This window comes from Neobacillus sp. CF12 (assembly GCF_030348765.1).
GTDB lineage: Bacteria > Bacillota > Bacilli > Bacillales > Cytobacillaceae > Neobacillus.
In genome coordinates, this window is the sequence record NZ_JAUCEU010000007.1 from 2524862 (window position 1) to 2537134 (window position 12273).

9 protein-coding genes are annotated in these 12273 nt (G+C 37.8%); 1 reads left to right on the top strand and 8 read right to left on the bottom strand.

The annotated features are described in order from the left end of the window. Positions 1 to 37 precede the first annotated feature (37 nt). The 5 genes from yhaM to QUG14_RS11980 form a co-directional block, all read right to left on the bottom strand. Positions 38 to 982, bottom strand: a complete 945-nt coding sequence (gene yhaM, locus QUG14_RS11960) for a 3'-5' exoribonuclease YhaM (RefSeq protein WP_289340762.1) — start codon at positions 980 to 982, stop codon at positions 38 to 40. Positions 983 to 1023: 41 nt separating this feature from the next. Then, entirely contained in the window at positions 1024 to 4026 is a 3003-nt protein-coding gene (locus QUG14_RS11965) for an ATP-binding protein (RefSeq protein ID WP_289340763.1), read from the bottom strand. 19 nt (positions 4027 to 4045) lie between these two features. Then, positions 4046 to 5263: a metallophosphoesterase family protein gene (locus QUG14_RS11970; protein WP_289340764.1), complete on the bottom strand. Its 1218-nt coding sequence runs from the start codon at positions 5261 to 5263 to the stop codon at positions 4046 to 4048. 115 nt (positions 5264 to 5378) lie between these two features. After that, the gene (locus QUG14_RS11975; RefSeq protein WP_289340765.1) at positions 5379 to 6632 is read right to left on the bottom strand and encodes an ABC transporter permease; all 1254 of its coding nucleotides are present in this window, start codon (positions 6630 to 6632) and stop codon (positions 5379 to 5381) included. Further along, the gene (locus QUG14_RS11980) at positions 6625 to 7524 is read right to left on the bottom strand and encodes an ABC transporter ATP-binding protein (RefSeq protein ID WP_289340766.1); all 900 of its coding nucleotides are present in this window, start codon (positions 7522 to 7524) and stop codon (positions 6625 to 6627) included. The genes QUG14_RS11975 and QUG14_RS11980 overlap by 8 nt, the downstream gene beginning before the upstream one ends. A 119-nt stretch (positions 7525 to 7643) precedes the next feature. Between QUG14_RS11980 and QUG14_RS11985 the strand changes: the two genes are divergently transcribed. Beyond that, on the top strand, positions 7644 to 7829 hold the full coding sequence (locus QUG14_RS11985; RefSeq protein ID WP_289340768.1) for a YhzD family protein: 186 nt from the start codon (positions 7644 to 7646) through the stop codon (positions 7827 to 7829). Between the two features lie 40 nt (positions 7830 to 7869). Here the strand turns inward: QUG14_RS11985 and QUG14_RS11990 are convergent, their stop codons facing one another. From QUG14_RS11990 to QUG14_RS12000, 3 genes are all read right to left on the bottom strand, one after another. Then, positions 7870 to 8658, bottom strand: coding sequence for an enoyl-CoA hydratase (locus tag QUG14_RS11990; protein ID WP_289340769.1), 789 nt, complete (start codon positions 8656 to 8658; stop codon positions 7870 to 7872). 159 nt (positions 8659 to 8817) lie between these two features. Then, complete coding sequence (locus tag QUG14_RS11995) at positions 8818 to 10434, bottom strand: long-chain fatty acid--CoA ligase (RefSeq protein WP_289340770.1); 1617 nt, start codon at positions 10432 to 10434, stop codon at positions 8818 to 8820. Positions 10435 to 10587: 153 nt separating this feature from the next. Beyond that, on the bottom strand, positions 10588 to 12081 hold the full coding sequence (locus QUG14_RS12000) for a coproporphyrinogen III oxidase (protein ID WP_289340771.1): 1494 nt from the start codon (positions 12079 to 12081) through the stop codon (positions 10588 to 10590). Positions 12082 to 12273 lie beyond the last annotated feature (192 nt).

Here is a 12273-nt window from a genome sequence, read left to right on the forward strand (position 1 = left end):
ATCATCGCATAAAAAAAAATAACCCAGCTGGGTTATTTTATTTATGAAAAATAGGCTTATAGAACGATCTGTTATCTAAAGCATATACCCGATCAGTGAATTCACCTGGTTTAACCCTTTCTAAGGCACGGTCAAGCATATTCATCTTTGCGTCCAGATTATCTATATAATGCAGAATTTCTGCTTCTTTGATTAATGGTGGTTTTGGACTTCCCCATTCTGCCTTTCCATGATGACTTAACACAAGATGTTGAAGAATTAAAACTTCCTCACCTGAGATTCCAAGCTCTTCAGCAGCTTTTCCAATCTCATTCACCATAATGGTAATGTGTCCGAGCAGATTTCCTTCAACAGTATACACAGTGGATATAGGTCCCGACAATTCTACCACTTTCCCCATGTCATGCAATATCACGCCTGCGTAAAGTAAGTCTTTATCTAGACTTGGATAGAGAGTGGCAATGGATTTAGCCAGGTCAAGCATGCTGACAACGTGATAGACTAGTCCTGATACAAACTCATGATGATTCTTCGTTGCTGCCGGGTATTCTAAAAAAGCGTGCTGGTGCTTTTTCAATAAATGACGAGTAATTCTTTGTATGTTTGGGTTTTTCATGTCAAAAATATATTGTGTCAGTTTACTATTCATGTCCTCTTGACTTAATGGTGCAGTCTCAAGAAAGTCTTCCAATTTAACAGAATCATTTGGTCCTGTTCTTCGAATCTGGCGAATTTTCAACTGACTTTTGCCACGATAATTATGAATATCGCCAATAACTTTAACAATTTTTTGTGCAATGTAATTCTTTTCATCCTCTTCATTTGCATCCCAAAGTTTTGCTTCGATATCTCCGCTTTGATCCTGAAGGATAAGCGTTAAGAATGGCTTTCCATTACTGGCAATTCCCTTCGTGGCGCTTTTAATTAGTAAATAAAGATCAACCTGTACTCCAAAATCATAATCTAGAATTCCTTTATTCATCTTTTTCGCTCCCTCCGATAGTACAAGTATAACATCTCTCTTTATGAAATTACTTCAACATTTCCCTTATGAAGCAAATGAATACTTTCTGTTTGGAAAAACGGAAGTAAATGTGTGTGACAGGTAAAGAATAAAATTTGGTTTTGTTTCAGTGTAGTTAATAACTCCATGACCTTTTGGGTTCGATTACCATCAAAGTTTACAAAGCTATCATCGATTATAATTGGAAATTGATACTTTTCGTAAAGTGTGACGGCAAGCGCCAATCGGATTGAAACATATACTTGCTCTGTGGTTGCTTGACTTAACTCATTTGCTTCAAATAAAGTGTGGTCGCTTCTTTCAATCAGAAAACCAGTACCAGCCTTTTGGAGGTGGATGCGGTGATAATGCTTGTCTGTAAGATAGGATAAATACTCCTCTGCTTTTGCAAGCATTCTCGGTAAATGCACGCTTTTATACTTTTCCACCGTTTGCGATAGAATGTTCTGCGCCAAACTATAACGGGCCCATTCTTTAGCCGCTTCTTCTAACTCAAACTTTTTCTGCTTAAAGTGGTGAAGAAGTTCAGAGTATGATCCGCCCTCTTCTAGAATCTGAATCTGGTAGTTAGCAGCCGCCAGGTTCTCTTGCAGTTCACTTAATCTCCCGGATAAAAGTTCCATCTCGTTGCGGTAATTGCTCAACAATTCGTCGGCGTTATGAATTTCCTGGAATCTTTCAAGGTCCGCTTCCTCTAGGAATGTGTATCGTAACTGTTTGTTTATATCGGTCTGTCGTTCAATCAGTCTAGCCTTCTTTTCAACCTTATTTCCAAGTTCATAGAATGGCTCTTCTGTTTCAACCTCGGCTTCATTAAGAAGCTTTGACCTTTCCAAAATCAAATGGGCCTGCTCCTGCTTCATCTGGTTTAAGTCTGCCTCCAGGTCATCAAGCTTCCCTTGCTTTTCTACATTTTTAATTACCTTCGCATGTTCTTCTTTAAGTTTATTTCGTAATAGATATGCGATTTTGGACAATTCATCCCCTTGATTTTCCAAGTATTCCTTTGAAAAATAAGACAGTCTTTCTTTAATGGCTGCCTGATCAAGTTTAATATCTTTCAATCTAGCATGCAAATTTCTTTTTTCTCTTCCCACTAGTTTATATTGTTCGATCAACTGAAATGCTTCAAGAAGAAAGGTATTTGCTATATATTCTGGAATGTTAAGTTCATCCGATAATTTCAGTAGGTGCTCTTGATTGTCTGCAGCTTCCTTTTCCCAATCTTCATATTTCCTGACCACTTTATCGTATTGCGTCTGCTGTTGTTCACGCTTAATTTTTAATAACTGCAGTTGCTCTCTTACCCTATTATCTTGGTTCAATCTTTCCAGAATCCCTGGGATATTACTATGGTTAAAAGCTTTCAGTTTTTGAAGCAGCAGTTTTTCTGTTTCTAACAGTTCACTAAGAGCCACATTGACGGTATGATCGTTTTTTGGCCTCAAGTTTTTGCTGAGGAACACTCCAATTAACATACTGCCGATTATTCCAATCACCAATAGCCCCCACTGCTTTGTATACAATCCATATAGCGATAAAACCAGCAATAACACACCGATAGTAAGGAACTGAAATTGTTTTTGCTTGTTGATTTTAGCAAATGTCTTCTTGTCCTGTTCATTGGAATGGTGATAGTATTCTATTTTATCTTGAACAGCTTTTAATTCTAATTCAACGTTTTTCTTTTCATGGTCATCATTGACCACCGCTTCGAGTCTTTTTCTATCACTATCAGAAATGATTTGCGTTTGAGTGGAAGTGACCTTTGTCTCTAGTTCCTCAAGAGTATTTTTTTCTTCTAGGAATTTCTCCTTCAGTTCCTGTTCGATTTCTATAAGCCTTTGCTTTTTTCGAGATACTTGTTCAACTTGATTTTTCATATAAATATTTGTATTGATGGTAAAGACTTCTTCTTCATTCAGTGGAAGATGCAGTTTTTCCTTTAACGAATTAAGCTTTTCTTCTAAATCCACTAATTTTAGCTCACATTGCTGTTTTTCAAGCGTCAGTTGTTCATAGAGAGGAATCTGCTCTAAAGCAGCCAGAATCTGTGACTCGTCTTCAAGAAATTCTATTTGAGGCTGGATGGATGCTATTTCTAGTTTTAATTGTGTAATTCTTTCATTTAAACTAGAAATCTGAGCATTGTAAGGAAGGATTAACCCATTTAATTTTTCCAATCGCTCTATTCCTCTAGCCGGAAATGGAAAGTTCCCCAATAATTTTATTTCTGTGTTAATCCATTTATCCTCATTGACGAGGGAATGAATTTTCTGCCATTCGTTTAATTTCTCTACTTCTTGTTTTATTTCCTGAAGTGAATGATTTATTTCCCTTATTTGTTGATTAATAGCGTCCTTTTCTGCAGTTAATTCCTCATAGCCTTGATTCTTGGCTGCAGCTTTCTTCAGGTCACTGTTAAGCTCGTGAATAACCTTTAACTTTTCATTTATCTCAGGTTTCTTGCCGCTCGGTTTAAAACGGGCTTCCAATTCCTTCTGAAGTTCCGCCTCTGTCTTTGCCAGCGTTTCAGTTCCGAGTGTGCCAGTGGAGAATAAAAATTTGCCAAGTTCCTCCCCTTTCATTTGGTGGATATTTTGCAATCCATGGATATTGAAGGAAAAAATAGCTTGATATAATCCCTTATCCAAATTTCCAATAAGCTGCTTGAGCAGGAGTTCATCACCCGTCGTTCCATCTTCCAATGATACCGTAACGTCCCCAGCTGCCTTACCTCTAACCCTCTCAATCGTTACATGGCCAACTTCGTCAAAAAACATCCTTAGCTTACCGCCGTAATTGGACCCGTTTTTGGGCTCATAACGCAGTTCGGTAGATTGCTTTAAAGGGAACCCAAATAGAATTCCATGTATGAATGCCATTATCGTTGATTTTCCTGCCTCATTCTCACCATAGAACACTTGAAAATCAGATAGGTCCTTAATGACTACATTATTTAGTTGACCATAGCCATATATATGTATCTCTTTGATTTTCAATCAATCATCCCCTTTTTCACTATTGATATAATAATCCGATTAAGAGTTTCTCAGCACTTTCCAATAATTCCTTTTGTTCACTTTCAGTTAACCCACTTAAATACTTTCGCCCCATTTGATGTTCGTATAACGGTGCAATTGCCCGATCAAGGTTCTGATAATTATCGATAGCAGCAAAAAGTTCTGTGTAAAAATCAGCCTCATTTACGAGATGATTCCTTTCCAAAGGCTGGGAGTCATGTACAGTTAATCCCACAATCCAGACAAAAGATTCCTCGTCATTTTCATCGTCCATCAGCAATTCAAGCAGTTGGGTATCTAAGGTCCTTTTATCTTGAATATCATCTAATTGAATATTTATTAAGTTCAGCGTCAGCAGCGTACCGATACCAGGTTTGCGCAAACGTTCAATTGTTAATTGGCATAACCGAAGAATTTCTTGGAAACTATGTGCAGTAGAAGCGTCCACAGAGACTTCTTCCCAAACCACGTCTGATGTTTCGATAAACGTCTTAGTGGTTTCAAACTCACTCAGGGTAACATAGTAGCATCCTTTTAAACCTGTCTCTTTCTTATTGCGTCCCTGGAGGTTTCCAGGATAAATAATCGGAGGATGATCTGATAGAATCGTCCGTTTATGGATATGTCCTAAGGCCCAATAATCAAATTGTTTCTCATAAAGGTCCTTAATAGAAAATGGAGCGTAATTATCATGGTCTGTTCCTCCACCTTCATTCCCATGTAGGATCCCAATGTGAAAATCTGCTGGCTCTTGTTTGCGATACTCATCGATTCTTTTATCAAGAATATGCCGCTGTAGATAACTAAAGCCGTATAAATGGATCTTTTCACCACGTTTTGTGTGAAATGCCTTCATTTCAACTTCACTGCCAAAAATGTGAACATTCGAGGGCATATCAAGGTGAACCCACGAACCATTTAGGTGATCGTGGTTTCCATGAATAACATAAACAGGAATATCCTTTTGCAGGAGTTTTTGCATTTCATTCCGAAATCGTGATTGTGCACGTAAACTTCTGTCTTCACCATCATATAAATCCCCTGCTAAAATAACAAAGTCAACATTTTTTTCAATGGCAGCTGCTATAAGCCTTTCTAAAGCCGCAAACGTACTCTCTCTCACTCTGGAAAGGATATTAGCAGGCAAATGCTTTAGGCCAACCATAGGACTGTCCAAATGCAGGTCGGCAGCGTGTATAAATGATATCTGTTTCATAATCGAACTCCTTTGAGTGAGTTTTCTTTCATTGTAACATCTTGAAAATACGAATGCACGTTCTTAAGGAAAATATTGAAAGGGCTTTGCCTTTTTTGACAAAGCCCTTCACATTTTATTCTTTTTTGGTTAATTGTAATGCCTTTTTAATATCCTTGAAGGAATTTGATTTTCCGTACATGAGTACACCGCCGCGATAGACTCGAGCGCCAAAGATAGCTAAAAATACAATTGTTCCCACCAAGATGGTTATTCCTAATGCCGTTTCCCAAACAGGAATATTTAACATTCCTACCCGTAAAAACATAATCATTGGGGTGAAAAATGGTATATAGGAGGTTATAACGATAAATGGTGAATCCGGCTTGCCAAGCCCAAACATCGCAATCATAAAACCTGCAACAACAAGTAATGTCATTGGCGTAATCATTTGTTGTACATCCTCAATCCGGCTTACCAACGAACCTAAAAAGGCAGCAAGGGTAGCATAGAGGAAATAGCCTAGAATAAAGAAAATAACAGCATATGCAATGGTTGATAACGAAATATTACCAAATCCAAATGCATCAAAAAAACCGCCTTCTAGAGAAGATAAATTCCGTTTTATGGAGAAATATCCTACCGATAAAAGTACTGCAAGTTGAGTTAGGCTTAACAGACCAATACCTAGTATTTTTGCAAACATCTGCTTGATTGGCGATACGCTGGATATCATAATTTCCATTACTCTCGAGGACTTCTCAGTAGCCACTTCCATTGCAATCATATTGGCATACATAATAACAGCAAAATAAATGATAAACAGCAGGACATAAACAAGTCCCCTAGCTTGATTCAATTCTTCCTCTGTTTTTGCATTTTCTTCCAGAGCAATTTTCTCGAAAGACACTGGTTCATATAGTTGCCCAAGCTGCTCAGGCGTTAGATTAATTTTTGAAGCTGCTAACATCGTTTTCATTTGCTGAAGTCCTGCCTGAAGATCAGTAAATATTGCTGACTCAGCAACACTCATTGCTTTATAGGTAGCTTCAGGCAATTGCTCTGCATTATAACGAAGCTGGACAAATCCTGTATATTCTCCTTCTTCTACTGCCTTTTCTGCCTCTTTATCGGTGCCGTCAAACTCTGTCAGTTGAAGGTTTTTATTTAATGTACTCATTTGCTCTTTAAGCGGTTGATATAGCTGTCCTGTTTCATCTAATACAGCAACCTTTTCTTTATCTCCGCCTTTATCAAAAACTTCAATGATATTACTCATATTGGTTAACGCTACAGTGATTAATAGCGTCAACAATGTGGTAATCAAAAATGACTTTGTTTTTATTTTACTTAAATACGTATGAAATAAAATAATCCAAAACTTATTCATAGGAATCACCTACTTTCTCAATGAAAATGTCATTTAAAGAAGGCTCTTCAAGATCAAATTTTCGGATGAAGCCTCTATTAACGATATCTTTAAGGATTTTTTCAGCTATATATTCTCCTTCAATTTGGAGATGGATTCCTTCTGCTGTCGATTTAGTCTTCACTACCCCTGGATAATTCTTTAGAAATTCCAATGGAAAATCGGCATGAATAACCAGGTTCTTTTTACCAAAGGCCCGTTTTATTTCTTTTAATGAACCGTGGACAACTGGGGCTCCTTTATGCATAATACAAAGATGCTCACACATTTCTTCTACATGGTGCATTTGATGGCTTGCAAATACTATCGTTGTTCCCTTTTCCTTTAATGAGAGAACTGCTTCTTTAAGCATTTCGACGTTTACAGGATCCAAACCACTGAAGGGCTCATCGAGAATCAATAATTTTGGTTTATGTATGACTGCCGCAATGAATTGAATTTTCTGTTGGTTTCCTTTTGAAAGTTCTTCTACTTTTTTATTTTCATATTCTGGAACTTTAAATTTCTCCAGCCAATTTTTTAATTCAGAAACTGCTTCACTTTTCGGCATTCCTCTTAATCTCGCTAGGTAAACAATTTGTTCGCTAACTTTTAATTTTGGGTACAAACCTCTTTCTTCAGGAAGATAACCAACTAAATGGCTTGTGGAATAATTGATTGGCTTCCCGTCCCAGGTGATTCTTCCATCACTAGAATCCAGCAGCCCTAAGATCATTCGAAACGTTGTTGTCTTCCCTGCACCGTTTGCTCCTAAAAAGCCAAACATTTCTGATTCTGGTATAGTGATAGATAAATCCTTTACAGCAGTAAAATCGCCAAATCGTTTTGTTACATGTTCAAGTTTTAAGACCATACAAATTCCCCCTCTTAAAAACTACTATACGAAATTCCTTAGGAAAAGTTTCACTTTTGCAAAATATCAAGAATTATGCAAATATTATAATATCACTTATTACTTTGGGAGGATATAGAATGAAGACTTACAAATTAACAGCCTTTGAAGCAAACGGGGAAAAATTAGTAGATGAAGCGTTTCAAGCCGATCATGACGAGGCAGCAAAGGAATTAGCAGAAAAAATGTTAGCAGAAAAGAATTTACTCGAGAAAACACATCGCTGCACATCACCAAGCGGGAAACTCATATTATTCCATTCCTAAAAAGAAAAAAGAAGCAGCAGATGCTTCTTTTTTCTCTACTTTACTTTCCGATAAACTTTGCTGGTCTCTTTTCTATAAATGCCCTAATTCCTTCTTGGTGGTCGAAGGTTCGCCGCATTTTTAATTGACCTTGTTTTTCTAGTTCTAATATCTTAAGCAATTGTGGGCGGTTGCTATCTGCTAATATTTTTTTCGTTTTTATCATGGCCTGCACTGGACGTTTCAGCCAGTCAGAGATCCTTGCTTCTAACGTTTCTTTTAGATTATCGGAAACTTCCTGGATTAGCCCTATTTCTAAGGCTTCCTCCGCTTTCATCATTTTCCCGTCCCATATTACCTGCTTTGCCTTTAGTTCGCCCAATCTCTTTTCTAAAAAGTAGTGAGCACCACCATCAGGTATTAATCCAATCCCAATGAAATTCATTGCCAATTTGCTCTTACTGTCTGCAATAATGTGATCAGTAGCCAATGCCAAACTTAGCCCAATCCCTGCAGCCGCACCATTTACGGCGCTTATTGTCAATTTTGGGATACTATAAAGAGTAACAACTAATTCACTAATACAATCCATAACTGGGAAGAATTCGCTTTCATTCAAGTCGGAAAGCATTGTTTTAATATCGCCGCCTGCCGAGAAAGCTCTACCGTTACCTGTTAATACAACTACGTCAATGTCATCTGATTCAGATATTTCTTTTAGTTTAGAAACTAACCCCTTTATCATGTCCACATCTAGTGCATTTAATGATTCCGGTCTATTCATTTCCACCGTTGCAACCCGACCGTTTACCCTCACCTTTACCTTATCTGTTACAAAATTAATACTCACAACTAAACGCCTCCCAGAAACTTTATTCATTTCCATTATAGCTTGAAATGGTACGATAAAAAATAAATTTTCATAATATATGGAATTTTCACTACGACTAATTACTAAAACTTTTTTACGACAAAAAGAACAAAGAGCTGCCTCTTTGTCCTTTTCAATTTACTTTCTTAATACTTCCTTTTGCACTTGCTCGCGTAAGGTCATCTTTAAAAACTTCCCTACAGAGGTCTTCGGAATTTCCTCTAAGAATAAGATTTCATCAGGGAGCCACCACTTAGCAAATTGTGGTGTTAAAAATGCCATTAGCTCTTCCTTTGTCACCTTATCTTTATAGGCGTCTTTTAACACGACACAAGCAACCGGTCTTTCCTGCCATTGTTCGTGCGGGACTGCTACAACTGCTGCCTCAAACACTGATTCATGAGCCATCAAGGCATTTTCTAAATCGACGGATGAAATCCATTCACCACCACTCTTGATTAAATCCTTGGTACGGTCGACAATTTTTACAAAGCCTTCCTCGTCGATCGTTACAACATCTCCAGTGTGAAGCCAGCCATTACGAAATGCATCTAGTGTTCTCTCATCCTTATAATACTCAGAGGCAATCCAAGGACCCTTTATGCATAATTCACCCATCTCCTTACCATCCCAAGCCACTTCTCCGTCCTTGCCGACTACTTTTATACTTAAGCCCGGAACTAGAACACCTTGTTTCGCTCTAATTTCTAGTCTTTCCTCATAATCTAAATTTTCTTGATAGCTCTTTAAAGTGGAAATAACGACAAGCGGGCTCGTTTCAGTCATCCCATAGGCATGTAAGAATGGTACGTTATGGCGCTGTTCAAATGCCTTGATCATCCCTTTTGGCGCTGCTGAGCCGCCACAGAGTACTCCTCTTAAACTACTAAGATCATATGAGCCCTCATCAAGTTCTTTTAATAATCCCAGCCAAATCGTTGGAACACCTGCTGTAATCGTTACCTTTTCACTTTCTATAAGTTCAGCTAGTAGTTTTGGTGTAAAATAGGGTCCTGGCAACACTAAGGATGTCCCAAACCATACAGCAGCAAATGGCATTCCCCATGCGTTGGCATGGAACATTGGCACAACTGGTAACGCAATGTCTTTTTCACTCATTGCAGCACTATCGGCAAGTCCTAACGCCATACTATGAAGGAAAATCCCTCTATGAGAGTATACAACTCCTTTTGGATTTCCAGTTGTCGCAGAGGTATAGCACATCCCAGCTGGATCATTTTCTTCTATATCTTCAGGATAGGTAAAATTAGGATTTGCTTCAGCTAAAAGATCTTCGTAATGATAGATTGGAGAAAGCTTGGTTTCAGGAAGTACCTTGTCATCTGTCATAATCACATATGCTTTAACGCTTTTTAGTTGTGCTGCACATGTTTCAAGTAATGGAATCAGGTCTGGGTCTACTAAGAGGATACTATCTTCTGCATGATTGATAATATAGGAAATATGCTGCGGAGAAAGTCGAATGTTAATCGTATGAAGAACAGCACCGATACATGGAATTGCAAAATATGCTTCTAAGTGGCGATGATGATTCCAGGCTAGTGTTCCTACCCTATCACCTTTTTCTACTCCTAGTTTTTTTAGACTATCTGCTAGTCTTCTAGTTCTTTCACCGATTTGTTTATACGTAAAACGATGGATGCCGCTTGATGTTCTAGAAACTACTTGTTTTTTTGGAAAATACTTTTCTGCTCTCTCAATCATCTGTGTCATTGTTAATGGCGTTTGCATCATAACTAAAATCTCCTCCCTAACTGAAAGCGTTTTCAAATCATAGTATTCTATGACAGATATCCTATAAAATATTCGCCATAAATATGACATTTCCTCTATAAAGAACAAATTCTCATAAAAAAAACTCCTGCCGATTAAGCAGGAGACCCCTTTTTAAGAGAATAGTTCATCTAATATTTTTATTTTTTCTTCGGTATAGGCTTTATAACTTTCATTATATGTTTTTGGATCTTTCGGATTGGCAAACTGAGTAATTTTTCCTGTTTTCAGATCAATAAATTTACTTGCCGCTCCGCACCCAAGACCAATAATCGTCTGCTGCTCTTCCATTATCATGATATTATAGATGCTTTCTTGATTTGGGAACGCATAGCCGACATTCTCAAGATTACCAAGAATATTTTTTTGCCGGTAGAGATAATAGGGAACATAACCATGACTGTCTGTCCACTTTGTTGCTAAGTTCATCATTTGTTCCACTTCATTCCGATCTGCCACTTTATATTTATCTTTGTTCTTCGTCATCTCAGAAGCACGTTTAAAGGATAATGTATGAACAGTTAATGATTCCGGCATCAACTTTTCTGTTTCCGCAAGTGAATGGGTAAATTCGGTCATCCCTTCACCAGGAAGACCAATAATAAGATCCATGTTAATATTGTTCATGCCCATTTCTCTTGCTAGATGGTACTTATCAATCGTTTCTTTTACCGTGTGATGGCGCCCAATTGCTTTTAATGTTTCTTGTGTATAGGATTGTGGATTTATACTAATCCGATCAATCTTCCATTTCTTTAATACCTCTAATTTTTCAGGGGTGATTGTATCCGGACGCCCTGCTTCAACTGTAATCTCACGTATATTCTCAACATCTGGGAATGAAGCATACATTTCCTCGTAGAGCATATCCATTTCTTCTGCAGTAATACTAGTAGGTGTCCCACCACCATAGTAAACGGTTGTGATCCGTACACCGTTTGTCTTCAACCATTCACCCATTTCCCTGATTTCATAATGAAGGCCACCTAAGAACGAATCAACTGAACCTTGTCTACCGTTTATCGCATAGGCTGGAAATGTACAGTAGGCACATTTTGTTGGGCAGAATGGAATCCCTATATATATGCTGACTTCTTTTTGCAGGTCATACAGATCAGGAACAATGGCCAGCTGCCTGTCTACAATTTGCTGCATCAGATTGATTTTTTCATCTGTAATCAGATAATCATCCTTCAATTGCTGGTGGGCAATTTCTTGTGGCACACCCTCTTGGACTTTACGATGTAAAAGCTTTGTCGGTCTGATACCAGTAAGAATCCCCCACTTTTGGGTAATTCCTGTCCAATTCTGTAAAAGCACTAAATAAACATGTGCAACGGCATTCTTTATCTGCTTAAATTTTTCCTTCTCTGATTGAGACGGAAGGAATTCTTTTTTGTAGCTCTCCGTAAAGGATTGTCCTTCTTTATCGTTCAAAACAGCAGAAACACTAATAAAGTCGTTTTCCACTAAAGAAAAATTTATCATTATATCAGCAGCATCATCTTTTACTTTTATAATCTCTGTTTCTTCAAAAAATAAGTTTCCGATGAGCTGCAACATCCGATTAAAACGTTCATCTTCTAAACCTAAAATACTAATTCTCACAAAATCACCTTTTCTATAGAAAAGCTTCAGCGCCTAGGCGCTGAAGCTAGACAATATTTAAAACTCCTTTAAGTTTACATAATCAATAATATAAGGTCAATATAATGGAAATCATTGACTGCAGTTTCCGGGCATTCACCTATGAGTGACCACTCCTTCTTTTTTTTGCAGTTTCCGGGCTCTCATAACCCC

Excerpts from the sequence above, each read along its gene's own strand:
- QUG14_RS11985 (WP_289340768.1), top strand. The coding sequence starts at position 7,644 with ATGAAGACTTACAAATTAACAGCCTTTGAAGCAAACGGGGAAAAATTA.
- QUG14_RS11975 (WP_289340765.1), bottom strand. The coding sequence starts at position 6,632 with ATGAATAAGTTTTGGATTATTTTATTTCATACGTATTTAAGTAAAATA.
- QUG14_RS11970 (WP_289340764.1), bottom strand. The coding sequence starts at position 5,263 with ATGAAACAGATATCATTTATACACGCTGCCGACCTGCATTTGGACAGT.
- QUG14_RS11980 (WP_289340766.1), bottom strand. The coding sequence starts at position 7,524 with ATGGTCTTAAAACTTGAACATGTAACAAAACGATTTGGCGATTTTACT.
- QUG14_RS11995 (WP_289340770.1), bottom strand. The coding sequence starts at position 10,434 with ATGATGCAAACGCCATTAACAATGACACAGATGATTGAGAGAGCAGAA.
- yhaM (WP_289340762.1), bottom strand. The coding sequence starts at position 982 with ATGAATAAAGGAATTCTAGATTATGATTTTGGAGTACAGGTTGATCTT.